A 23,847-nucleotide genomic window follows, 5' to 3' on the forward strand; every position below is an offset into this window, starting at 1 on the left:
CCGGCGCCCAGCGCTTCTTCAGAGAACGACCTTGACCATCGGATGGGCCGACAGCGCGCGGTACAGATCGTCGAGCTGCTCGCGGCTGGTGGCGGTGACGGTGATCGTCACGCCGAGGTAGTTGCCCGCCTTGCTGTCGCGCAGCTCGACCGTGGTGGCGTCGAACGCCGGATCGAAACGCTCGGCGATCTGGGTGATGGCATGCACGAAGCCATCGGCCTTGACGCCCATGACCTTGATCGGAAACTGCGAGGGGTACTCGATCAGCGATTCCTTGCGCGGATCGGGAACGTGGACGGTGGCGGTTTCGATCTTGTCGTTGGTGTCGGTCATGCGGGAACTCCTTGCGCTTGCGCGTTGCTCAGCTTGGCCTGCTGGTAGGCCGCGTACAAGGCTTGATAGATGGGGCCGGGCCGGCCATTTCCAATCGCCTGGCCATCGAGCGTCACCACCGGCAGCACTTCCTTGCTGGCCGACGAGAGCAGCAGCTCGTCGGCGCCGAAAACCTCATCGCGCGAGATGCGGCGCAGAGTGAACGGGATGCCGCACTCGGCGCACAGGCGTTCGAGCAGGCCGTAGCGGATGCCGGTCAGCACCAGGTTGTCCTTGGGCGGCCCCACGAGGCCGCCGTCCTTCACGATCCACACGTTGCTCGACGAGGCCTCGCTGAGCCATTCGTCGCGGAACATGATGGTCTCGGCCGCGCCGGCCTCGACGCTGATCTGCCGCGCCAGCACCGCGCCCAGCAGGCTGGTGCTCTTGATGTGCGCCTTCTGCCAGCGGAAGTCGGCCGCGCTCACGCAGGCCACGCCCTTGGCGCGCACGGCATCGGCCACCGGCGGCAGCGGATTCACCATCACGAACACCGTCGGGCGCACGCCCCGGGTCATGGCATGATCGCGCGGCGCGACACCGCGGGTAACTTGAAAGTACACGGCCTGGGGCGCATCGCCGCCCGGCTCGACGAGCCGCATCACGATGCCGCGCCAATGGGCGAGCGTGAGCGGATTGGCGATCTGCAGTTCGGCCAGCGAGCGATCGAGGCGCGCCATGTGCTCCTCGAAGCAGAAGGGCTGGCCACCGTAGACGGGGACGACTTCATAGACGCCGTCGCCGAAGATGAAGCCGCGGTCGAGCACGCTGATGCGTGCGTCCTTGAGTGCGGTGTACTCGCCGTCGAGGTAGCAGAGCGTGGAGGGGAGTGCGGCGGTAAGAGGGTGCATGTCTGGAATTATGGTTGCGCGCGGCAGGTCGGGTTCTCGTCAGCCAACGAGGCCTCGATTTGCAAACGCGACAGCTCGGGTGGCCGGACGGGCTGGGTTTTTACTTATAATCAATGGCTTTGTAGAAATTCTGGGTCGTCATCCGGGCTTCATTCGAAATGAAAACAATCGCCCGAAAAGATGAGCAAGTCGCGGAAGACCTCGACGCAGAATACAAGCCGTTGACCGCCGATGAGGCGCGTGAACTGCGAGCAAGGCATCCCTCGATCTCCCCCTGGTGGGTCATCGCGGGGCAGTTGGTTGTCGGTCTGCTGGTGGCTTTGGCCGCCTGGGGACTGACGGGGAGGCAAAATCTGGGGTGGTCCGCCGGCTACGGCGCGATTGCGGTGGTCATTCCTGCTGCGGTGTTCGCGCGGGGGCTGACCGGCCGGTTTTCTTCCCTGAATCCGGGCACTGCGGTGGTTGGGTTCTTCCTGTGGGAAATGGTCAAGATGGCCTTGTCGATTGCGATGTTGTTCGCAGCGCCAAGGCTGATAACGGCGCTGAGCTGGCCAGCAATGCTGATCGGTTTGGTGGTGACAATGAAGGCGGCCTGGTTGGCGGTGATGTTCTCGCCCCGGCGCCGGCAACATAGAGACGAGTAACTGAATGGCTGCTGAAAACGCTGCGGAACATGGTCAGACCGCGGGTGAATACATCATTCACCACTTGACGCACCTGCAAAGCTCCAAGCCGGGCGGTGTTGCGGACTTTTCGGTTTTCAATTTCGACTCGCTCTTCTTCTCGATAGCACTGGGCATCCTGGGTTGCTGGCTGCTCTGGCTGGCTGCCCGCAAGGCTACTTCGGGCGTTCCCGGCCGTTTTCAAGCGGCTGTCGAGCTGCTGGTGGAAATGGTCGACCAGCAGGCCAAGGGCATCGTTCACAACGCCACCAGCCGCAAGTTCGTGGCCCCGCTGGCGCTCACGATCTTCGTCTGGATCTTCCTGCTCAATGCAATGGACCTGTTCCCGGTCGATTTGTTCCCGGCGATCTGGGCCAAGATCTTCCACATCGCCGGCGAAGACCCGCACCATGCCTACCTGCGCGTCGTGCCCACGGCCGACCTCTCGGTGACAATGGGCATGTCGGTGGCCGTGCTGCTGGTCTGCCTCTACTACAACATCAAGATCAAGGGCCTGGGCGGCTGGGTGCACGAGCTCTTCACCGCGCCGTTCGGCAACCACTGGGCGCTGTATCCGTTCAACTTCGCGATGCAGATGATCGAGTTCATCGCCAAGACCGTCTCGCACGGCATGCGGCTGTTCGGCAACATGTATGCCGGCGAACTGATCTTCCTGCTGATCGCGCTGATGGGCGGCGCCTGGTCGCTGTCGGCCACCGGCATCGGCCTGGCCATCGGCCACATCATCGCGGGCACGGCCTGGGCCATCTTCCACATCCTGATCATCACGCTGCAGGCGTTCGTGTTCATGATGCTGGCGCTGGTCTACATCGGCCAGGCCCACGATCACCACTGATCATCCGTTTTCGTTTTCGTTTTTTGTTTTCTCTTCAACCAAAGTCCTCTAGGAGTCATCATGGAAGTTATTAGCTTTGTTGCACTGGCCGCCGGCCTGATCATCGGTCTGGGCGCTGTGGGCGCATGTATCGGCATCGGCATCATGGGCAGCAAGTACCTCGAGTCGGCCGCACGTCAGCCTGAACTCATGGGTGAACTTCAAACCAAGATGTTCCTGCTGGCTGGTCTGATCGACGCCGCTTTCATTATCGGCACCGGTATCGCCCTCTGGTTCGCAACGGCCAATCCGTTCCTGGCTCAGATCGCCAACCTGCCGAAGTAAGTCTTTCTCGTCGGACCCGTGTCGTCGTTCCCCTCTGTGGAATGGCTTCGCATTCAATCCCAAAGAGAGGGTGAAAAGTGAGCATTACCGGTACCCTGATCGTTCAGATGATCGTGTTCCTGATCCTGGTCGGGTTCACGATGAAGTTCGTGTGGCCGCCGATCGCGAAGGCGCTGGACGACCGCGCTGCGAAGATCGCCGAAGGCCTCGCTGCCGCCGACAAGGCCAAGTCCGAACTGTCCGCCGCCAACAAGCGCGTGGAAGCCGAACTGGGCCAGGCACGCAACGAGTCCGCACAACGTCTTGCCGACGCCGAACGTCGCGCCCAGGCCATCGTTGAAGAGGCCAAGGCCCGCGCGACCGAGGAAGGCAACAAGATCGTTGCAGCCGCACGCGTCGAAGCCGACCAGCAGGCACTGAAGGCGCGCGAAGCGCTGCGCGAGCAAGTCGCGGCCCTGGCCGTCAAGGGCGCAGAGCAGATCCTGCGCAAGGAAGTGAATGCAGGCGTTCACGCCGATTTGCTCGCCCGCCTGCAGACCGAACTCTGATAGAAGCCATGGCAGAACTCGCCACCATTGCACGCCCCTACGCCGAGGCGCTCTTCAAGGCCTCGTCGTCCGACGTCGCCGGCACCAGCGCCTGGCTCGAAAAGATGGCCGTCATCGCGGCCAGTCCGGAGCTCCAGCAGTTCGCCGACAACCCCAAGGCCACGGCCGAGCAGGTTCTCGGCGTGGTCGCCGGCGCCTTCGGTGCGCCGCTGCCCGCCCATGCCCAGAACTTCCTGGGTGCGCTCCTCGACAACGGGCGCTTCTCGGTGCTGCCGGAAATTGCGAAGCAGTTCCGGGCACTGGCCAACGCGAAGAGCGGTTCGTCCGACGCCGTGGTCTACAGCGCCTTCCCGATCGACGCCTCGGCCCTGGCCAATGTGGCGGCCGCGCTCGAAAAGCGCTTCGGCCGCAAGCTGCAGGTCACGGTCCAGCAAGAGCCGGAACTGATCGGCGGCATTCGTGTGGTGGTCGGCGACGAGGTGCTCGACACCTCCGTCAAAGCGCGCCTTGAACAAATGAAAGTTGCGCTGGCGGCCTGACGGTCTTCAGCCCTCTACTTGTAGCCTCAAAGAAAGAAGGAAAGAGTCATGCAACTCAATCCCGCAGAAATTTCCGAACTGATCAAGAGCCGCATCGAGGGCCTCGGAGTCAGCGCGAACATCCGCAACGAGGGCACCGTGGTTTCGGTGACCGACGGCATCGTGCGCGTGCACGGCCTGTCCGATGCAATGCAGGGCGAAATGCTCGAGTTCCCGCCCACGGCCGACGGCACGCCGTCGTTCGGCCTGGCGCTGAACCTCGAGCGCGACTCGGTCGGCGCCGTGATTCTGGGCGAGTACGAGCACATCTCCGAAGGCGACACCGTCAAGTGCACGGGCCGCATCCTGGAAGTGCCCGTCGGCCCCGAACTCATCGGCCGCGTGGTGAACGCCCTCGGCCAGCCGATCGACGGCAAGGGCCCGATCAATGCCAAGATGACCGACGTGATCGAGAAGGTCGCACCGGGCGTGATCGCCCGCAAGTCGGTCGACCAGCCGATGCAGACCGGCCTCAAGTCGATCGACTCGATGGTGCCGATCGGCCGCGGCCAGCGCGAGCTGATCATCGGCGACCGCCAGACCGGCAAGACGGCCGTGGCGATCGACGCGATCATCAACCAGAAGGGTCAGAACATGACCTGCGTCTACGTTGCGATCGGCCAGAAGGCTTCGTCGATCAAGAACGTGGTGCGCGCACTCGAACAAGCCGGCGCGATGGACTACACCATCGTGGTGGCCGCATCGGCCTCCGAATCGGCCGCCATGCAGTACGTGTCGGCCTACTCGGGCTGCACCATGGGCGAATACTTCCGCGACCGCGGCGAAGACGCGCTCATCGTCTATGACGACCTTTCCAAGCAAGCCGTGGCCTACCGCCAGGTTTCGCTGCTGCTGCGCCGCCCGCCAGGCCGCGAAGCCTACCCCGGCGACGTGTTCTATCTCCACAGCCGCCTGCTCGAGCGCGCAGCCCGCGTGAACGCCGACTACGTCGAAGCCTTCACCAAGGGTGAAGTCAAGGGCAAGACGGGTTCGCTCACGGCGCTGCCGATCATCGAAACGCAGGCCGGCGACGTGTCCGCCTTCGTTCCGACCAACGTGATCTCGATCACCGACGGCCAGATCTTCCTGGAAACCAACCTGTTCAACGCCGGTATCCGCCCCGCCATCAACGCCGGTATCTCGGTGTCGCGCGTGGGTTCGTCGGCGCAGACCAAGGTCATCAAGGGCCTGTCGGGCGGTATCCGTACCGACCTGGCCCAGTACCGCGAGCTGGCTGCGTTCGCGCAGTTCGCCTCCGACCTGGACGAAGCCACCCGCAAGCAGCTCGACCGCGGTGCCCGCGTGACCGAACTGCTCAAGCAGGCCCAGTACAGCCCGCTGCCGATCTCGCTGATGGGCGCCACGCTGTTCGCGGTGAACAAGGGCTTCATGGACGACCTGGACATCAAGAAGGTGCTGCCGTTCGAACACGGCCTGCACCAGTTCCTGAAGTCCAGCCATGCTGCGCTGCTCGACAAGATCGAAAAGGCCAAGGCACTCGACAAGGACGCCGAAGCCGAGCTGACCGCCGCCATCACGTCGTTCAAGAAGTCGTTCGCCTGATCGGCCGGACAAGGAGCACTCATGGCAGCTGGTAAGGAAATCCGCGGCAAGATCAAATCGGTGGAAAACACCAAGAAGATCACCAAGGCCATGGAAATGGTCTCGGTTTCCAAGATGCGCAAGGCGCAAGAGCGCATGCGTGCCGCCCGCCCCTACAGCGAAAAGATCCGCAACATCGCGGCCAACCTGGGCAAGGCGAATCCCGAGTACACGCACGCGTTCATGAAGAAGAACGAGGCCAAGGCCATCGGCTTCATCATCGTCACGAGCGACAAGGGCCTGTGCGGCGGCTTGAACACCAACCTGCTGCGCGCCGTGACGGCCAAGCTGCGGGAAGCGCAGAGCGCGGGCATCGCGATCGAGTCGGTGGCCATCGGCAGCAAGGGCCTGGGCTTCCTGAACCGCATCGGTGCGCGCGTGGTGGCCCATGTCACCCACCTGGGCGACACGCCGCATCTCGACAAGCTCATCGGCCCGGTCAAGACGCTGCTCGACGCCTATGCGGAAGGCAAGCTGTCGGCCGTGTACCTGTGCTACACGAAGTTCATCAACACGATCAAGCAGGAGCCGCTCGTCGAGCAGCTGCTGCCGCTGGCCGCGGACTCGCTGCAGGTCGAGGCCGGCCAGCATTCGTGGGACTACATCTACGAGCCCGATGCGCAGAGCGTGATCGACGAGCTGCTGGTGCGTTATGTGGAGTCGCTGGTCTACCAGGCCGTGGCCGAGAACATGGCGTCCGAGCACTCCGCCCGGATGGTCGCAATGAAGGCGGCGACGGACAACGCCGGCAATGTGATCAACGAGCTCAAGCTGGTCTACAACAAGACCCGCCAGGCAGGCATCACCAAGGAGCTTTCGGAAATCGTGTCCGGCGCCGCTGCGGCTGCCGGTGTTTGATTGCGGCAATGGACCGGGCCACATTGCCATTCGCGCTTCGCACTGCGAACCGATAACCGAAGGCCTTTTTCTGGGGACTCTGCACAAATGAAGAAACTTCTCGTTCTGGTGGCCATGGCCGCCGCCCTGACTGCCTGTTCCAAGAAGGAAGAGGCGCCTGCTGCACCGCCGGCACCTGCCGCTGCGCCGGCGCCCGCTCCCGCGGCGCCTGCCGCTCCGGCGGCACCGGCCGCGCCCGCAGCCGCCGCTCCCACGGCATCGGCCGCGGACCTGCCGCAGGAGTGCAACGACTACCTGGCCAAGGCCCAGGCGTGCGTGTCGGCGCAAAGCGGCGCTGCCGCCGATGCGATGAAGGCGAGCGTCGAGCAGACCAAGGCGGCATGGGCTTCGATGGGCACCGACAAGGCCGCGCTGGGCCAGGCCTGCAAGGCTGCCAGCGATGCCTTCGCCGCGCAGGCCGCGGCCATGAAGTGCTGATCGGAAGTATCTGAAGAAACCAAGGGTGCCGGCCCGTCCGGCATTCTTGCAAAAGCGGCCCGCGATGGCACAAGGACGCTTCTGCAAGAACCTGTCGCAACATTATTGAGATCCAGAAGGAAACGCCATGGCTGAAGGAAAAATTGTCCAATGTATCGGCGCCGTGGTCGACGTGGAGTTCCCGCGTGACCAGATGCCCAAGGTCTATGACGCCTTGAAATTCGAAGGCGGCGGGCTGACCCTCGAAGTCCAGCAGCAGCTCGGCGACGGCGTGGTGCGCACCATTGCGCTCGGCTCGTCCGACGGCCTGCGCCGCGGCCTGATCGTGACCAACACCGGCGCGCCCATCACGGTGCCCGTCGGCAAGGCCACGCTCGGCCGCATCATGGACGTGCTCGGCCGTCCGATCGACGAGCGCGGCGACGTGAGCCAGGACCTCACCGCATCGATCCACCGCAAGGCACCCGCGTACGACGAACTGTCGCCTTCGCAGGACCTGCTGGAAACCGGCATCAAGGTGATCGACCTCGTGTGTCCGTTCGCCAAGGGCGGCAAGGTGGGCCTGTTCGGCGGCGCCGGCGTGGGCAAGACCGTGAACATGATGGAACTCATCAACAACATCGCCAAGGCTCACTCGGGCCTGTCGGTGTTCGCCGGTGTGGGTGAACGTACCCGCGAAGGCAACGACTTCTATCACGAGATGGCCGACTCCGGCGTCGTGAACCTCGAGAAGCTCGAGGACTCGAAGGTGGCCATGGTCTACGGCCAGATGAACGAACCCCCGGGCAACCGTCTGCGCGTGGCGCTGACCGGCCTGACCATCGCCGAGTCGTTCCGCGACGAAGGCCGCGACGTGCTGTTCTTCGTGGACAACATCTACCGCTACACGCTGGCCGGTACCGAAGTGTCGGCTCTGCTGGGCCGCATGCCTTCCGCCGTGGGCTACCAGCCGACGCTGGCCGAGGAAATGGGCCGCCTGCAGGAGCGGATCACGTCGACCAAGGTCGGCTCGATCACCTCGATCCAGGCCGTGTACGTGCCGGCCGACGACTTGACCGACCCGTCGCCCGCCACCACCTTCGCCCACCTGGACTCCACCGTGGTGCTGTCGCGCGACATCGCTTCGCTCGGTATCTACCCCGCCGTGGACCCGCTCGATTCGACCTCGCGCCAGCTCGACCCGAACGTGGTCGGCGAAGAGCACTACAACGTGGCCCGCGCCGTGCAAGGCACGCTGCAGCGCTACAAGGAACTGCGCGACATCATCGCCATTCTGGGCATGGACGAACTGGCACCGGAAGACAAGCTGGCCGTGGCCCGCGCCCGCAAGATCCAGCGCTTCCTGTCGCAGCCTTTCCACGTGGCCGAAGTGTTCACGGGTTCGCCCGGCAAGTACGTGCCGCTGGCCGAAACCATCCGCGGTTTCAAGATGATCGTGAACGGCGAAGCCGACCACCTGCCGGAACAGGCGTTCTACATGGTGGGCAGCATCGACGAAGCGTTCGAGAAGGCCAAGAAGGTCGCTTAAAAAGGAATCACCATGGCAGGCACCATTCATGTGGACGTGGTCAGCGCGGAAGAGTCGATCTTCTCGGGCGAAGCCAAGTTCGTCGCGCTGCCCGGTGAAGCCGGTGAGCTCGGCATCTACCCGCGCCACACCCCGCTGATCACGCGCATCCGTCCGGGTGCGGTGCGCATCGAAACGGCCGACGGCGGCGAGGAATTCGTCTTCGTGGCCGGCGGCATTCTCGAAGTGCAGCCCAACGCCGTCACCGTGCTGTCCGACACCGCGATCCGCGGCAAGGACCTCGACGACGAGAAGGCCAACCTGGCCAAGGCCGCCGCCGAGGAAGCGCTCAAGAACGCCAAGAGCGACATCGACATCGCGATGGCGCAGTCGGAACTGGCCGTGATGGCTGCGCAGATCGCTGCGCTGCGCAAGTACCGCCAGAAGAAGTAAGCAGGAGCGCAGAAAAGCTCTTCACGAAAAAGCCGCCTCCGGGCGGCTTTTTTGCGTCCGGCGCTCCTGCAAAAGCCCAACTTTGGTTTGAACTTGGTCGAAGTTTGGCCTTGTCCGGCTGAAGCCGCGCCCCTAGTATTCGCCTTCGCCCCGGACTGCAGCGGCTGCAGCCGGCGGCCAAAAGAATATCTGGAGACAAAGCGCGTGGCACCCTGGAGTGGCATCACTGCGGACGAGATGCGGTTGCTGGAGACCACCTTCTGGTCGGCCGGCGGCTCGCGCCATGCCATGGCCGAACAGCTCGGCTTCTCCAAGAGCAAGGCCAATGCGCTGATCGCCGGCCTGGTCGAGCAAGGCCTGCTGGCCGAAGCGGGCCTGCAGCGCTCCTCGGGCGGGCGCCGCGCCGAGAACCTGCAGCTGCATGCCGGCCTCGGCGTGCTCGTGGGCATCGACATCGGCGCCACCAGTCTCGACGTTGCTGTGCTGCGCCCCGACCTCACGGTGCTCGCGCAGCACGACGAACCGGCCGATGTGCGCGAAGGCCCGGCCGTGGTGCTGGCGCGGGTGCGCGCGCTGATGCGGGAGCTGCTCGCGCGCTGCGGCCACGGCCCGAAGGAGGTGCTGGGCATCGGCATCGGCGTGCCAGGTCCGGTGAACTTCGAAATCGGCCAGCTCGTGAATCCGCCGCTGATGCCGGCCTGGGACAGCTTCTCGATCCGCGACTACCTGCGCGAGGACTACGCGGCGCCCGTCTTCGTCGACAACGACGTGAACCTGATGGCGCTCGGCGAGCTCTGGCGGCTGAAGCGCTCGCTCAACAACTTCCTCGTCATCAAGATCGGCACCGGCATCGGCTGCGGCATCGTCTGCCATGGCGAGGTCTATCGCGGCGCGGCCGGGTCGGCCGGCGACGTGGGCCACATCTGCGTCGACCAGGACGGCCCGCGCTGCCACTGCGGCAACGTCGGCTGCGTCGAGGCCATGGCCGCGGGCCCGGCCATCACGCGCATGGCCGTGCAGGCGGCCGAAGCCGGCGAAAGCGCCATGCTGGCCGAATGCCTGCGCCTGCACGGGCGCATCGATGCCGTCGACGTGGGGCAGGCGAGCCGCGCCGGCGATACGGCCGCGAACGGCATCATCCAGCGCGCGGGCAACCTGATCGGCCAGATGCTGGCGTCGGTGGTGAATTTCTTCAATCCCTCGCATGTGTTCATCGGCGGCGGCATCACGCGCATCGGGCCGCTGTTCCTGGCGGCCGTGCGGCAGAGCGTGTACCAGCGCTCGCTCGCGCTTTCGACGCGGCATCTCGAAATCCAGTACACGCCGCTGGGCGTGCAGGGCGGCCTGGTCGGCGCCGGCGTGCTCGCGATGCATGAAACACTCAAGGTCCGCGGAGTGGCGCCATGACGGCAGCAGAAAAAACCAAGGGAAGCGTCGCGGTCGAATTCGACGGCGTAGTGAAGGCCTTCGGTCCGGTGCAGGTGCTGCACGGCGTGAGCTTCTCGCTCGCGCCCGGACGCGTGTACGGCCTGCTCGGCGAGAACGGCGCGGGCAAGTCCACGCTGATGAAGATCCTGTCGGGCTACGAGCCGCTCACCGGCGGCACGCTGCGCATCAACGGCCAGCCGCAGCAGTTCGCGAGTTCGCGCGAGGCCGAGGCGCTGGGCATCGTGCTGATCCACCAGGAGTTCAATCTCGCCGAAGACCTGAGCGTGGCGCAGAACATCTTCCTCGGCCACGAGAAGAAGAAAGGCTGGCTGCTCGACGATGCAGCGATGGAGCGCGACGCTGCCGCCGCACTCGCCGCCGTCGGCCTGAACATCGATCCGCGCACCAAGGTGCGCAGGCTCATCGTGGCCGAGAAGCAGCTCGTCGAAATTGCGAAGGCCATTGCACGCCGAGCACGCCTGCTGGTCATGGATGAGCCGACGGCCACGCTCACGCCCGGCGAAACCGAGCGCCTCTTCAAGCTCATCGCCCAGCTGCGCGCCGACGGCGTGACCATCGTCTACATCTCGCACAAGCTCGACGAAGTGGAGCAGGTGACCGACGAGGTGATCGTGATGCGCGACGGCCGCTTCGTGGCGCGTGCGCCCACACCCGAGCTCACGCGCCACCAGATGGCCAACCTCATGGTGGGCCGCGAGCTGGCCGACCTGTACCCGCCGCGCGACGTGGTGGTGGCCGCCGACGCGCCCGCCATGCGCGTGCGCAACTTCAGCGTGCCCGGCTGGGCGCAGGATGTGAACTTCGAGGTGCGCCCCGGCGAGATCCTCGGCTTCGCGGGGCTGGTTGGCGCGGGCCGCACCGAGCTGTTCGAAGGCCTGCTGGGCCTCAGGCCCGCGGGCGGCGATGTCGAGATGCTCGGCAGGCCGGTGCCCCACCGCAAGGGCTGGCGCAATCCGCGCGAGGCCGCCAGGCATGGCCTCACCTACCTGAGCGAGGACCGCAAGGGCAAGGGCCTGCACGTGAACTTCGGCCTGCGCGAGAACCTCACGCTGATGGCGCTCGAACGTTACGCGAAGCCATGGCTCCAGCCCGAGGCCGAACGCGGCGCGCTGGCCGAGGCCGTGAAGGACTACGGCATCCGCACCGGTTCGCTCGAGGTGCGCGCATCGTCGCTCTCGGGCGGCAACCAGCAGAAGCTCGCGCTCGCCAAGGTGCTGCAGCCCAGACCGAAGGTGGTGGTGCTCGACGAGCCCACGCGCGGCGTCGACATCGGTGCCAAGCGCGACATCTATTTCCTGATCCAGCGACTCGCCCGCGAAGGGCTCGCGGTGATCGTCGTCTCGTCGGAGCTGATGGAACTCATCGGCCTGTGCCACCGCGTCGCGGTGATGCGCGCGGGCCGCCTGGTTGCCACGCTCAACGCCGACCACTTGACTGAAGAGGAGCTCATCGCTCATGCCACCGGAACCGCAGACCTCCATGCCGCAGCCTGAAGCCGCGCAACACCGCAGCGGCGGCAGGCCGCGCTGGACCGAGCACCTGCACGGGCTCGGGCCGGTCATCGGCCTGGTGCTGCTGTGCATCGGCGGCACGCTGCTGAACAGCGACTTCGCCACCGTTGACAACGCCATGAACGTGCTCACGCGCACGGCCTTCATCGGCATCATCGCGGTGGGCATGTGCTTCGTGATCATCTCCGGCGGCATCGACCTGTCGGTGGGCTCCATGGCGGCGCTCATCGCGGGCAGCGTGATCATGTTCATCAACTGGGCCGGGCCAGCCTCGGGCTCGCCGCTCATGGCGGTGGTGATGGGCGCGGTGCTTGCGGTGGTGCTGGGTGCGCTGTTCGGCCTGGCGCACGGGCTGCTGATCACCAAGGGGCGCATCGAGCCCTTCATCGTCACGCTGGGCACGCTCGGCATCTTCCGCGCCTACCTCACGTACTTTGCCGACGGCGGCGCGCTTACGCTCGACAACGAGCTGTCGGACCTCTATGCGCCGGTGTACTACGCAAGCCTCGCGGGCATCCCGGTGCCGGTGTGGGTGTTCGTGATCGTCGCGATCATCGGCGGCGTCATATTGAACCGCACGGCCTACGGGCGCTACGTGCAGGCCATAGGTTCCAACGAGCAGGTCGCGCGCTATGCGGCGGTGGACGTGGACCGCGTGAAGATCCTCACCTACGTGCTGCTCGGCGTGTGCGTGGGCATTGCCACGCTGCTCTACGTGCCGCGCCTCGGATCGGCCTCGCCGACCACGGGCCTCCTGTGGGAGCTCGAGGCGATTGCCGCGGTGATCGTCGGCGGCACCGCGCTCAAGGGCGGTGCGGGCAGCATCACCGGCACGGTGATCGGCGCCATCCTGCTCTCGGTCATCAGCAACATCCTGAACCTCACCAGCATCATCAGCGTGTACCTCAACGCCGCGGTGCAGGGCTTCGTGATCATCATCGTCGCGTTCCTCCAACGCGGCCGGCGCTAGTTCTTTCCCGTTCGTTCCGTTCCATCCACCAAGAGGAGACATCCAGCATGACAAGCTTCACACGTCGCATCGCACTCACGGCCGTGGCGGCCGCAGCGCTCGCGAGCCTGCCCGCATTCGCTGCCGAGAAGGTGAACCTCGGCGTTTCGATTCCAGCGGCCACGCACAGCTTCATGGGTGGCATCAACTACTGGGCCAACCAGGCGAAGAAGGATCTGGAGAAGGAACACAAGGACCTGAAGATCACGATCAAGACCGCGGCCAACGCGCCCGAGCAGGCGAACCAGCTGCAGGACCTGTCGACCGTCACCAAGATCAATGCGCTGGTGGTGTTCCCGTTCGAATCGGCCGCGCTCACCAAGCCGGTGGCGCAGGTCAAGGCCAAGGGCGCCTACGTGACCGTGGTCGACCGCGGCCTCACCGACACCAGCGCGCAGGATGCCTACGTGGCCGGCGACAACACTGCCTTCGGCCGCATCCCGGCCGAGTACATCGCCAAGCAGCTCGGCGGCAAGGGCAACGTGGTTGCGCTGCGCGGCATTGCCACCACGCTGGACAACGAGCGTATGGACGCCTTCAACGCGGTGCTCAAGAACCATCCCGACATCAAGCTGCTCGACGCCAAGTACGCCAACTGGAACCGCGACGATGCCTTCAAGGTCACGCAGGACTATCTCACGCGCTTCAAGAACATCGACGCCATCTGGGCCGCCGACGACGACATGGCCGTGGGCGTGCTCAAGGCCATCGAACAGGCCAAGCGCGACGACATCAAGATCGTCTTCGGCGGCGCGGGTGCCAAGGGCATGGTCAAGACCATCATGGACGGCAAGGACAAGCGCATCGGCGCCGACGTGAGCTACTCGCCCAAGTTCATCTACGACGCGATCAAGCTCACGGCCGAGGCGCGGCTGAAGGGCGAGAAGCTGCCCGCGACCACGATCATTCCCTCGGTGCTGATCACCAAGGAAAACGCGAAAGATTTCTACCACCCCAATTCGCCGTTCTGAATGCCATCGGCCGTCCGGCCGATCGCTTCACTCCCTCTCCCAGAGGGAGAGGGGACAGTTTCCAGGAACGCTTCGACATGACCGATACACCTCCCCGCAAGCTGCGCTGCGCCATGGTCGGCGGCGGCCGCGACGCCTTCATCGGCGCCGTGCACCGCAACGCCATGGCGCTCGACGGGCAGATCGAGCTCGTGGCCGGCGCGCTGTCGTCGAGTCCGGACAAGGCGCGCGCCTCGGGGCGCGACCTGCACCTGGCCGACGGCCGCAACCACGGCGACTGGCAGTCGCTGCTGGCCGACGAGCTGAAGCGCCCGCCCGAGGAACGCGTCGACTTCGTCTCCATCGTCACGCCCAACCACGTGCACTTTCCGGTCGCGCAGGCCTTCGTCGAAGCCGGCTTCCACGTGGTGTGCGACAAGCCGCTGGTGCACACGCGCGCGCAGGCCGATGCGCTGGTTGCGGCCGTGAAGAAGCAGGGCACGCTGTTCGGCGTGACCTACAACTACACCGGCTACCCGATGGTGCGGCAGGCGCGCGAGATGGTCCGCTCGGGCCGACTCGGCGAACTGCGCAAGGTGGTGGTCGAATACAACCAGGGCTGGCTCGCGAGCCAGCTCGAAGGCGCCGGCAACAAGCAGGCCGGCTGGCGCACCGATCCCGCGAGGAGCGGCGCGGCCGGCGCCATCGGCGATATCGGCTCGCACGCCGAGAACCTGGTCGCGAGCGTCACCGGCCTGGAGATCGAGAGCCTGTGCGCCGACCTGAGCGCGCTGGTGCCGGGCCGCATGCTCGACGACGACGGCAGCCTGCTGCTGCGCTTCAAGGGCGGCGCGCGCGGCGTGCTGATTGCCTCGCAGATCAACACCGGCCTGGAGAACGACCTGCGGCTGCGCGTCTCGGGCACGCTCGGCACGCTCGAGTGGCGGCAGGAGCAGCCGAGCCAGCTGGTGCACCTGCCGCACGACGGGCCGAAGCAGATCCTCACGCGCGGCTCGCCATGGCTGTGCGAGGCCGCGCAGCGCGCCAGCCGCCTGCCGGCCGGCCATCCCGAAGGCTTCATCGAGGCCTTTGCCAACATCTATGCCGGCGTCGTGGCGGACATCCGCGCACGGCATGCGGGCCAGCCGGCCGATGCCATCGCGGCCGACTATCCACGCGTGGAAGACGGCGCACGCGGCGTGCGCTTCATCGAGCGCACGGTGGCCTCGGCCCAAAGCGAATCAAAATGGACGCCCTGGTAGGGCCGCGGGCTCGCTTGCGCGAGTTCCAGGCGCACCGCATCGGGCGTTCATGACACCTTCTTCTTTCGAGAATCCGCCGCCTTCGAACCCGCAGCCCTGGCTTCGCGCCCTGGGCCGGCGGTGCCGCGCGCTCTGGCCGCTGAAGCTGGTCGGCAACACGGTCGCGACCGCGGGGTTCTTTCCGCTGTATTTCTGGATCATGAAGAACGCCGACCAGCCCTGGACGCTGCCGCTCACCGCGTTCGACCGGCTGATCGCCTTCTGGCCGGCGCTGCTGCCGGTCTATCTTTCGCTGTGGCTCTACATCGCGCTGCCGGTGTTCCTTGCCAAGGACAGGCGGGAGCTCTGGAGCTTTGCGCTGGGCTGCGCCTTCATGACCGGCATCGCGCTCGTGGTGTTCTGGTTCGTGCCCACGGCCATCCCGAACTTCAGCATCGACAGCAGCCCGGGCACCTCGCTGCATTTGCTGAAAACCGTCGATGCGGCCGGCAATGCGTTTCCGTCGCTGCATGTGTCGTTCTCCGTGTTTGCGTGCGTAGTGCTCGCGCGGCAGTTGCGCGAGGTGGCGGCGCCCGCGTGGGCTCGCGCGCTCAACATCGCGTGGGCCGTGGCCATCGTCTATTCGACGATGGCGGTGCGCCAGCACGTGCTGGTCGACGTGCTCGGCGGGCTGGCGCTGGGCATCGGCTTCGGGCTGGCCTCGCGTCCCCGCAAGGCCGTGGCGGCGGCAGCCGCCGTGCAGGCACGGCCGGCGTAGGCCGATTGCACTATTCCAGCCGCGCGCCGCGCGCGGTAGAACCCGGGCATCCTTTTCTTCGAACCGACGCGGAGTCCGCCATGAAGATTCGTCCATCCGCCATTGCCCTTTTCATGCTGGCTTGCAGCACGGCCTTGCCCGCGCTGGCCATCGACTATCCCGCGCGCAAGCCCGGCCTCTGGGAGATGAAGATGGGGGACAGCGCCGGTGGCGCCAGCAGCGCGCCGGCGCAAACCGTGCAGCAATGCATCGACGCCGCCACCGACCAGGCGCTGCGCGACATGGGGCAGGGCATGGGCAAGGACGCCTGCTCGAAGCAGGAGATGCGCAGGGAAGGCAGCACGCTGGTGATCGATTCCGTGTGCAAGATGGGCACGACCACCGCCACCAGCCACGCGGTGGTCACGGGCGACTTCGGTTCCAGCTACCGGATGGAAAGCAGCTCGACCTACAAGCCGCCGATGATGGGCAAATCCGGCGCGAGCTTCGTCATGGAGGCGAAGTGGGTCGGCCCGTGCAAGGCCGGGCAGAAGCCCGGCGACATGATCATGGGGAACGGCATGAAGATGAACGTCGTCGACATGATGAAGGGCCAGCCGAAGAAATAGCTAGCCCATCAGGCTCACGTGCGCCGACACCACGCGCCAGCCCTCCGGCAGGCGCGCCCAGGTCTGGCTCTGGCGGCCCGTGCGGTCGCTGCCCGCGCGCCTGAACTCGACGTTCGCGACCGCAAAGTCCTGCCCGAAGGTGGTGATGGCCTTGGCGGTGATCTCGCGCTCGAGGTTGACCGCAGGCCGGCCCTGGCGGAACGCGCGTATCGCGTCATAGCCGTAGAGGTTCTCGCCGGCGCCGTAGCGCAGCGTGTGCGGCGAATCCCAGAAGAGCCTGTCGAGCACCGGCACGTCGTTGGTGACGAGCGCGCGTTCGTACTCGGCGAACGCGGCCTCGACTTCGGCGAGCACGGCGGGCAGGTTGATGTCGGTCATGGAAACGGTCATGGCTTGTCTTACTTTCCGCCCCAGTGGACGAAGCGCCGCTCCGCCACCAGGAATACGAGGTTCATCACGTAGCCGAGCAGGCCCGCCGCGAAGATCGAGGCGTACATGTCGGGCATGTCGAAAATGGTCTGCGCGTTCATGATGCGCTGTCCGAGGCCATCGGTGGAGCCGATGAACATCTCGGCCACGATCACGATCACCAGTGCGATCGACACGCCCGAGCGCATGCCGACGAACACCTGCGGCATCGATTCGAGCAGGATCACGTCGGTCAGCACGCGCCAGCGCGGCGCGCCCATCACCTTGGCCGCGAGCTGGCGCTGCTTGCGCGCGCTCATCACGCCGTAGGCGACGTTGAACAGGATGGCCAGCGCCGCGCCGAAGGCCGCGACCGCAATCTTGGTGGCCTCGCCGACGCCGAACAGCACCAGGAACAGCGGGAACATGGCCGAGGCCGGCGTCGAGCGGAAGAAGTCGATCGCGAACTCGATCGATTCGTAGATCTTCTCGTTCGACCCCAGCACGATGCCCAGCGGCACCGCGATCACGAGCGCAAGGCCGAAGGACGTGACGGTGCGCACGATGGTCTTGAAGAAGTCGCCCCACAGCGTGCCGTGCGCGAGGCCGTTCCAGAAGGCCGCGAGCGCCTCGAGCGGCGAGGGCAGCAGCACCGGGTCGACCGCGCGTGTCCCATGCACGAAGGCCCAGAGGCCGATCAGCGCGGCGATGCCGAACAGCGGCCGCAGGCGGGCGCCGAAGGCGTTGGCTCGATGGGCGAGGCTCATGGCTTGCGCACCTCCCGCTGGAACACGTCCAGCGCGCGGGTCTTGGTGGCGATGAAGGCCGGCGTGATCGTGGTGTCGGCCGTGCGCGGGCGCGCCACGTCGAAGGGCAGGTTCTCGGCCACGCGCGTGGGCCGCTTGGTCAGCAGCAGCACCTCGTCGGCCAAGAGCACGGCCTCGTCCAGGTCGTGCGAGACCAGCAAGGTGGTGGTCCGGCGTTCGACCAGCACCTTCTGCAGCCGCTCGCGCAGGAACATCACCATCTCGTAGTCGAGCGCGGAGAAAGGCTCGTCGAGGAACAGCACCTCGGGGTCGACCACCAGTGCCCGCATGATCGACACCAGCTGCTGCTGGCCGCCCGACATCTGGTAGGGGTAGCGCTGCAGGTCGAGCTTGACGTCGAAGCTCTCCATCAGCCTGTCCATGCGCGACTGCTGCTCCGCCTTCGACAGGTTCAGGTACTGCAGCGGGTAGCGGATGTTGTCGATCGCGCGCAGCCACGGGAACACCGCCTCGCGGTAGTTCTGGAACACGTAGCCGATGCGCGTCTCGCGCGCTTCCTTGCCCTCGAACAGGATCTGGCCGCTGTCGCACGGCAGGATGCCCGCGATCATGTTGATCAGCGTGCTCTTGCCGCAGCCGTTGGGGCCGAACACCGACACGATCTTTCCCTTCGGAATGTCGAGGTCGAAGTTGTCGTAGATGGTCGCGTCCTGGAAGCGCTTGGTCAGCCCGCGGATCGTGATGTGCGTGCCCTTCGGGTACCAGCGGTGCGAGGCGCCGGCATCCGCGGCATCGGGCGCGGCGGTGCCGATCGGCAGATGGGTGCTCATGGTGCGCATCAGAAGGCCCGCACCAGCGCCTTGCCGTCGATCCTGTCCTTGACCACGCCCAGCTCGGTGCCGATGTCGAGGAACTTCTGGAAGTCGCCCACATCGGCGGGGGTCATGTCCTTGGCCATCACGATGCGCGGCAGCGGCACGGTGGCGGCCAGTTCGGGCGGCACCTTCATGCCCTGCACCAGGTAGCCGCGCGCGCTGCTGTCGGCCTGCGCTTCCTTCACGCCGCGCGCCCAGGCGGCGGCGAAGCGCCTGGCCACGTCGGGCTTGTCGGCCATGAACCTGCCCGACATCACGGCGCCGGCCGCGAAGGCCGAGGCGCTCTTGTTGCCCAGCAGGTAGGTGGAGATCACGCCGGCCTCGATGCGCTTGCCGATCTTCTGCGCAACCATGATGGTGGCCGACGGCTCGAGCGTGTAGCCGCCGTCGAAGTTGCCCGACTGCAGCGCGCCCAGGTGCACGCCGATCTGCTGCTCCTGGATCGTGAAGTCGCGGCCTTCGGTCAGGCCCACCTTCCTGAGCACCGCGCGCGCCGCGCCGATGTTGGCGGGGCCGGGCGCCGAGAACAGCTTGAAGCCGTTCCTGAAATCCTTCAGCGTCCGCGCCGGGCTGTCGGCCTTGACGACGAACTGCTCGATCACGTGCTGCGCGTTCTGCCCGTTGAGCGAGATGTACTTCAGCGTGTTGGGCCGGCGCGATTCCATGTTGGCGCCTTCGAGCGTCACCAGGTTCACCGCCGCGTCGATGCCGTTCGACACCAGCGCCTGCACGGTCAGCGGGTGGCTGGTCATGGGCACCTCCTCGATCTCCAGGTCGGCCTCCTTGAAGTAGCCGCGGTTCACGGCCACGTAGAACGGCAGTGCCGCGCTCGAGGGAAACACGCCGACCTTGATCCTGTCGGCCGCCTGGGCCGGCAGCACCGCGAACGCTGCGAGGACGAAGGCCGCGGCGCCGGCGAGACGGGCGGCGGCACGAAGGGGCGCGGCGAAGGAAAGCTCAGGGCGTGGCATCGTGGGGTTCTCCGGAACGGGGTGGCGGGGTCAGGGCGGGATAGGCAAGCGGGTCGAAGAAGGAGCTGCCGGCGCGGTACACGCGCGCGGCCGACATGTCGGGCGGCGCGCCGTCTTCCACCGCGCCTTCGAAGGTGAGCTCGAGCTGCACGCCGCTCGGGTCGTAGACGAACAGCTGCCACAGCGTGGTGCCGGGCACGAGGAATTCGCGCCAGTCCAGCCCCGCGGCGCGAAAGCGCGCGACATAGGCGTGGTAGCCCGAGCAGGCCAGCGACACATGGTCGATGGCGCCGCTGCCGTGCGGCACCTGGCCGCCCTGGCCGAGCGCCGGGCCGCCGGCATAGACGTGGATGATGGCCTGGCCGCCCGGCTGTCCGCAGGCCAGCCATGCGCCGGGGTAGCCGAAGTCGGGCCGCGCGATCTCGCGCAGGCCGATCACGCCGGTCCAGAAGGCGCGGGTGCGGCCAAGGTCCGCGGTCTTGATCGCGAGATGGAAGAGGCCGTGCGTGATGGCGGCGTTCGTCGTTGTCATGGCGCAGGCACCGGCTCGCGCTGGCCCAGCGACACGTCGCGGAACAGGGTGGAAAGGTCGCCGAGGAACCCGGGCCCGGTCTTCCAGCGCGTTCCGGCCACCGGATCGGCGCCGGCCAGCATGGTGTCGGTGGCCGTGATCGACAGCGCCATCGCGAAGCGGATGCGCTCGCGCCGCGCGGCGTCCACCAGCGCCAGCCAGTCGCGCGGCGCCTGGCGGCCGGCGCGGATCTCGCGCTCGAGGATCAGCGCGGCGGCGCAGGCGTCCTCCATGGCCTGGGTCGCGCCCTGGCCCAGCGTGGGTGCCATGCCGTGGGCGCTGTCGCCCAGGTACATCACATTGAAATCGGCTTCGCCGAACAGCACGTCGGACTCCTGCATGCGGGCCCAGTGGCTGTGCGGCAGGTTGGCGCACATGGCGTCCATCAGCCATTGCACCTGCGCGCTCGGCGCACCCTGCGCGGGCCGGTAGGTGGCGCGCATCGTGGCTTCGGTCTTCCATTCGTCGCGCAGCGGCGCGCCGGGTTCGACCGGGTAGGTCGCCGCGATGTAGACATGCCCCGGCGGCACGCGGAAGGCCAGCAGCCGGTGCGGGCCGTTGAACCACTGGCCGTAGTCGTCGATCAGGCCGGCGCTGGTGTCGGGCACCAGCGTGCGCAGGATCGCCACGCCCACATGGCGCGGCTCGGGCAGGCCCGAGAACGCCGCACGGGTGGCGGAATAGCGGCCGTCCGCGCCGACCAGCAGGTCGATGTCGTCGATGCGGTGCTCGACGCCGCCCTGGACGTAGCGCACGGCGGTGCGTCCGCCGCCGCCCGTGGCCGCGGCGATCGACGCGATCTCGCAGCCATACCGGATCGCCGCGCCCGCGCCTTCGCGCAGCACGCGGTAGAGCTCCGACCAGCGGATGCGGATGCCGGGGTTGTCCGCCACCTGCGACAGCGGCAGGTCGAACAGCACCGTGCCGTCGGTCAGGGCGATCTGCCAGTGCTTCCACGGCAGGCTCGCAGCCTCGACCTCGGCGGCCAGCGCCGCGTCGCACAGGCGCAGCGCCTTGACCGCATTGGGGCCCACGTTGAGGCCGGTGCCGGCCTCGGAGTGGTCGTCGGGCCCGACGCGCTCCAGGCAATGCAGTTCGACGCCGGGCAGCGCGGCGAGCCGGCGGGCCAGGATGGCGCCGGCCACGCCGGCTCCGATGATCACGATCTTCATGCGGATGAGGTCTCGCTGAGAGGCGCCGCCGCGGCAGGCGCGCGACGCCGGTGTTGCCGGGGATGGCGTTGTTCGAAGGCGTGGCCGGTGGCGTGCATGGTGGGTGCGGTCACCTGCAGGATGCGTACCAAGTCCGCGCCGGCATCGGTTTGCAAGCGTGCTGTCATGCCGCGTGCGCGATCACCGCGACCAGTCCGCCGCCGTCCGGCCCCTGGTGCTCGGCGCCGCCCGAAACGAAGATGCGCGCGTCCCCCAGCACGCCGGCCACCATGCCGCCGACCGCGCCGCGGATGTGGCGCTGGGCATTGATGTCGGTGTCGTCGAGCATGGTGTGGCGCAGGCCGCGCACGTGGCCGCGGCGGTCGGGCTCGCACTTGACGAACACCGCCGCCACCCGTGCTGCATCGGCCGCGCTCAGCTGGGGCGCCGCGTTCATGCCCAGCGGCCGCAGCGCCTCGGCCACCGCGCCGATGTCCAGCGCGTCGCGCATCGGTGCGCAGGCCATGCGCAGCGTGCCTTCCCATGCCGCGCTGTGGCCGAGCACGATCACTTCGTTGGCCTCGACCTCGATGCCCGACGAAATGCTCGCACGGCGGGAGAAGCGCTCGAAGTCGGCCCCCATCGCGGCCTCCAGCGCCGGGTCGTCGGGCAGCTCGCCCAGTGCGATCGCCACGCCGAAAGCGCCGGCGGCACGCGCCGCCGCCATCGAGCGACCCGAGTCGGCGGTCAGCACCGTGTGGCCGGCCGCGGTGGCGGCCTGGGCGCGCGCGGCCGTCACGCAGGGGCACTTGACCTGCACGAAGGCCACGTCCTCGGCGCGGGCGATGCCGGCGCCGCGCATCGCCTCGCGCACCGCGCCGGCCACCGACGCCACCTGCGCCCAGCGCCCGACATGCTGCGCGGGCAGCGGCGCGCTGACGGCCGTGCCGATCGCCAGTGCGCCCGGGCCGGGCCCTGCGGCCGCGGCGGGCTGCCCGGTGCGCGCGAACACCACGTAGTGCGGGCTCAGCACACCCTCGGTGCCGCCCGACAGGATGCAGGGCAGCTCGCGCAGCAGTTCGGCGGCCGGCCGGCCCAGCCGCGCGGCCAGCAGGCTCATCAGCGTCTGGGTGAAGTAGCCGCGCGTGAAGTCGTTGACACCGCCATTGCCTTCGGTCTTGCCGATCACGGCTACCACCTGGGCGGGCTCGATCACGCCCTCGTCGAACAGCGCGGCGAGCGCCGAGAGGTCGCCCGGATGGGCCATCGGCAGGCGGTGCACGGCCAGTTGCGGGCGCGTGGCAGCCTGCGTTGGCGCGGTGCCTGGGGGAAGGAGGGTGTGGGCGTCCATGGATGCTGCGGTGCAACAGATGAACGCAGTATGGGCAGCCGGGGTGCAAACCTCCAGCGCAATGTTTCGCTCGGACCGAGCGCAAATTGTGTGCAGTGCGCGATTCGCCGCCTTGACGGCGCGCGCCCCCGGGCCGCTCAGCCCGGCAACGCTGCCAGCCGGTTGACCAGCGTTTCCATGAACGACAGCGTGGCGATCGGCAGCATGCGGCCGGCGCGCGCCGCCAGCACCAGCTGGCTGTGCGCCAGCGCCCGGTCCGACAGCGGGATCGATACCAGCTCGCCGCGCCGCACCTCGTTGAGCGTGCCGATCTGGAACTGGAAGCTGATCGCGCCCGTCTGCCGCGTGAACTCCTTGAGCGTCTGCACGGTGCTGGCCTCCAGCGCGACCTGCAGCGCGATGCGCGAGCGCGCCATCACGTCGTCGAGCAGCCGCCGGCTGCCGAACGACCGGTCGCCCAGCGCCACGGTGTATTTCTGGCAATCGGCCAGCCGCAGCGTGGCGCGCTTCGCCAGCGGGTGGTCGGGCCGCAGCATCGCGCACAGCGGCTGCGCGATCGCGCTGATCACGCGCAGCGTCTCCGAGGGCTGCGGGTCGTGCACCAGGATCAGTTCCACATCGTCGGCCATCAGCGACGCGACCAGGTTGCCCGTCACGCCCGAGACGATCTGGAACTGCACGCCCGGGTGCGTCTGCTGGTAGTGCGCGATGGTGCCGGGGATCAGGTCGGTCGCGACCGATTCGGCGCAGCCGATGCGCACCGTGCCGCGCACCAGCCCGCGCAGTTGCTCGATCTGCGACTCGGCCGAGCGCATGTCGGCCATGCTGCGCCGCACCGCGGTGATCAGCACCTCGCCCGCTGCCGTGAGGCGCACGCCGCGCGGCAGGCGCTCGAACAGCGGCGTGCCGATGTCGGACTCGATCTCGAGGATCTTGCGGTTGAGCGCCGTCGAGGCCACGTGCAGCTTCTCGGCCGCCTTGCGGATCGACCCCGCGCGCGCGACGGCATCGAGGTAGACGAAGTGGCGAGGCGGATGCAGCATGGGGAGTGAGTGGCGAAGATTGTTCCACAGGGCCATGCACGGCCGGGCCGGCGAAGCGAGCGTAGGCCGCCGCCCA

At 67.1% G+C, this 23,847-nt stretch carries 27 protein-coding genes; 17 read left to right on the forward strand and 10 right to left on the reverse strand.

The features are described from left to right. Positions 1-18: 18 nt before the first annotated feature. Positions 19-333, reverse strand: coding sequence for a YbeD family protein (locus tag FB547_RS03405; RefSeq protein WP_124958932.1), 315 nt, complete (start codon positions 331-333; stop codon positions 19-21). Continuing rightward, complete coding sequence (locus tag FB547_RS03410; protein WP_145739638.1) at positions 330-1,223, reverse strand: D-amino acid aminotransferase; 894 nt, start codon at positions 1,221-1,223, stop codon at positions 330-332. Before FB547_RS03410 ends, FB547_RS03405 begins: the two co-directional genes overlap by 4 nt. A gap of 158 nt (positions 1,224-1,381) precedes the next feature. Between FB547_RS03410 and FB547_RS03415 the strand changes: the two genes are divergently transcribed. From FB547_RS03415 to FB547_RS03495, 17 genes are all read left to right on the forward strand, one after another. Continuing rightward, positions 1,382-1,867 carry an ATP synthase subunit I gene (locus tag FB547_RS03415; protein ID WP_015867635.1) on the forward strand — a complete coding sequence of 162 codons (486 nt, stop codon included), beginning with the start codon at positions 1,382-1,384 and terminating at the stop codon, positions 1,865-1,867. A 4-nt stretch (positions 1,868-1,871) separates the two neighbouring features. Then, positions 1,872-2,741: a F0F1 ATP synthase subunit A gene (gene atpB / locus FB547_RS03420; RefSeq protein ID WP_145739640.1), complete on the forward strand. Its 870-nt coding sequence runs from the start codon at positions 1,872-1,874 to the stop codon at positions 2,739-2,741. A 60-nt stretch (positions 2,742-2,801) separates the two neighbouring features. Next, on the forward strand, positions 2,802-3,065 hold the full coding sequence (atpE, locus tag FB547_RS03425) for a F0F1 ATP synthase subunit C (protein WP_007830191.1): 264 nt from the start codon (positions 2,802-2,804) through the stop codon (positions 3,063-3,065). Positions 3,066-3,142: 77 nt separating this feature from the next. Beyond that, positions 3,143-3,613 carry a F0F1 ATP synthase subunit B gene (locus FB547_RS03430; RefSeq protein WP_007830193.1) on the forward strand — a complete coding sequence of 157 codons (471 nt, stop codon included), beginning with the start codon at positions 3,143-3,145 and terminating at the stop codon, positions 3,611-3,613. Positions 3,614-3,621: 8 nt separating this feature from the next. Further along, positions 3,622-4,152: a F0F1 ATP synthase subunit delta gene (locus FB547_RS03435; protein ID WP_145739641.1), complete on the forward strand. Its 531-nt coding sequence runs from the start codon at positions 3,622-3,624 to the stop codon at positions 4,150-4,152. A gap of 48 nt (positions 4,153-4,200) precedes the next feature. Next, positions 4,201-5,754, forward strand: a complete 1,554-nt coding sequence (atpA, locus tag FB547_RS03440) for a F0F1 ATP synthase subunit alpha (RefSeq protein ID WP_145739643.1) — start codon at positions 4,201-4,203, stop codon at positions 5,752-5,754. 21 nt (positions 5,755-5,775) lie between these two features. Then, entirely contained in the window at positions 5,776-6,651 is an 876-nt protein-coding gene (gene atpG, locus FB547_RS03445) for a F0F1 ATP synthase subunit gamma (RefSeq protein ID WP_145739645.1), read from the forward strand. An 87-nt stretch (positions 6,652-6,738) separates the two neighbouring features. Further along, positions 6,739-7,128: a hypothetical protein gene (locus FB547_RS03450; RefSeq protein ID WP_145739647.1), complete on the forward strand. Its 390-nt coding sequence runs from the start codon at positions 6,739-6,741 to the stop codon at positions 7,126-7,128. A 127-nt stretch (positions 7,129-7,255) separates the two neighbouring features. Then, positions 7,256-8,656, forward strand: coding sequence for a F0F1 ATP synthase subunit beta (atpD, locus tag FB547_RS03455; protein WP_124958922.1), 1,401 nt, complete (start codon positions 7,256-7,258; stop codon positions 8,654-8,656). 12 nt (positions 8,657-8,668) lie between these two features. Continuing rightward, on the forward strand, positions 8,669-9,088 hold the full coding sequence (locus tag FB547_RS03460) for a F0F1 ATP synthase subunit epsilon (RefSeq protein WP_145739649.1): 420 nt from the start codon (positions 8,669-8,671) through the stop codon (positions 9,086-9,088). A gap of 237 nt (positions 9,089-9,325) precedes the next feature. After that, complete coding sequence (locus FB547_RS03465) at positions 9,326-10,495, forward strand: ROK family protein (protein ID WP_145740545.1); 1,170 nt, start codon at positions 9,326-9,328, stop codon at positions 10,493-10,495. After that, on the forward strand, positions 10,492-12,030 hold the full coding sequence (locus FB547_RS03470; RefSeq protein WP_145739651.1) for a sugar ABC transporter ATP-binding protein: 1,539 nt from the start codon (positions 10,492-10,494) through the stop codon (positions 12,028-12,030). The genes FB547_RS03465 and FB547_RS03470 overlap by 4 nt, the downstream gene beginning before the upstream one ends. Continuing rightward, entirely contained in the window at positions 11,993-13,018 is a 1,026-nt protein-coding gene (locus FB547_RS03475) for an ABC transporter permease (protein WP_186454103.1), read from the forward strand. Before FB547_RS03470 ends, FB547_RS03475 begins: the two co-directional genes overlap by 38 nt. 47 nt (positions 13,019-13,065) lie before the next feature. Further along, complete coding sequence (locus tag FB547_RS03480; protein WP_055808012.1) at positions 13,066-14,028, forward strand: substrate-binding domain-containing protein; 963 nt, start codon at positions 13,066-13,068, stop codon at positions 14,026-14,028. A 77-nt stretch (positions 14,029-14,105) separates the two neighbouring features. Then, complete coding sequence (locus FB547_RS03485) at positions 14,106-15,269, forward strand: Gfo/Idh/MocA family protein (protein WP_145739655.1); 1,164 nt, start codon at positions 14,106-14,108, stop codon at positions 15,267-15,269. A 49-nt stretch (positions 15,270-15,318) separates the two neighbouring features. Next, on the forward strand, positions 15,319-16,026 hold the full coding sequence (locus FB547_RS03490) for a phosphatase PAP2 family protein (protein WP_145739656.1): 708 nt from the start codon (positions 15,319-15,321) through the stop codon (positions 16,024-16,026). An 80-nt stretch (positions 16,027-16,106) separates the two neighbouring features. Further along, a complete protein-coding gene (locus tag FB547_RS03495; RefSeq protein ID WP_145739658.1) occupies positions 16,107-16,634 on the forward strand; it encodes a DUF3617 domain-containing protein in 528 nt (175 codons plus the stop codon). Here the strand turns inward: FB547_RS03495 and hpxZ are convergent, their stop codons facing one another. The 8 genes from hpxZ to FB547_RS03535 all read right to left on the reverse strand — a co-directional run bounded on the left by hpxZ (position 16,635) and on the right by FB547_RS03535 (position 23,771). Continuing rightward, positions 16,635-17,024, reverse strand: coding sequence for an oxalurate catabolism protein HpxZ (hpxZ, locus tag FB547_RS03500; RefSeq protein WP_261380204.1), 390 nt, complete (start codon positions 17,022-17,024; stop codon positions 16,635-16,637). 8 nt (positions 17,025-17,032) lie between these two features. Beyond that, positions 17,033-17,809, reverse strand: a complete 777-nt coding sequence (locus FB547_RS03505; protein ID WP_145739660.1) for an ABC transporter permease — start codon at positions 17,807-17,809, stop codon at positions 17,033-17,035. Continuing rightward, entirely contained in the window at positions 17,806-18,639 is an 834-nt protein-coding gene (locus tag FB547_RS03510) for an ABC transporter ATP-binding protein (RefSeq protein ID WP_026284225.1), read from the reverse strand. The genes FB547_RS03505 and FB547_RS03510 overlap by 4 nt, the downstream gene beginning before the upstream one ends. Positions 18,640-18,647: 8 nt before the next feature. Beyond that, a complete protein-coding gene (locus tag FB547_RS03515) occupies positions 18,648-19,655 on the reverse strand; it encodes an ABC transporter substrate-binding protein (protein WP_145739661.1) in 1,008 nt (335 codons plus the stop codon). Next, complete coding sequence (locus tag FB547_RS03520; protein ID WP_145739663.1) at positions 19,642-20,187, reverse strand: VOC family protein; 546 nt, start codon at positions 20,185-20,187, stop codon at positions 19,642-19,644. The genes FB547_RS03515 and FB547_RS03520 overlap by 14 nt, the downstream gene beginning before the upstream one ends. Next, positions 20,184-21,398, reverse strand: coding sequence for an FAD-dependent oxidoreductase (locus FB547_RS03525; protein ID WP_145739664.1), 1,215 nt, complete (start codon positions 21,396-21,398; stop codon positions 20,184-20,186). The genes FB547_RS03520 and FB547_RS03525 overlap by 4 nt, the downstream gene beginning before the upstream one ends. A gap of 163 nt (positions 21,399-21,561) precedes the next feature. Beyond that, the gene (locus FB547_RS03530) at positions 21,562-22,728 is read right to left on the reverse strand and encodes a ring-opening amidohydrolase (protein WP_145739666.1); all 1,167 of its coding nucleotides are present in this window, start codon (positions 22,726-22,728) and stop codon (positions 21,562-21,564) included. Positions 22,729-22,865: 137 nt separating this feature from the next. Beyond that, the gene (locus tag FB547_RS03535; protein WP_018906568.1) at positions 22,866-23,771 is read right to left on the reverse strand and encodes a LysR family transcriptional regulator; all 906 of its coding nucleotides are present in this window, start codon (positions 23,769-23,771) and stop codon (positions 22,866-22,868) included. Positions 23,772-23,847: the final 76 nt, after the last annotated feature.

The sequence above is a fragment of the Variovorax beijingensis genome (assembly GCF_007828835.1).
GTDB classification, from domain to species: Bacteria; Pseudomonadota; Gammaproteobacteria; order Burkholderiales; family Burkholderiaceae_C; genus Variovorax; species Variovorax beijingensis_A.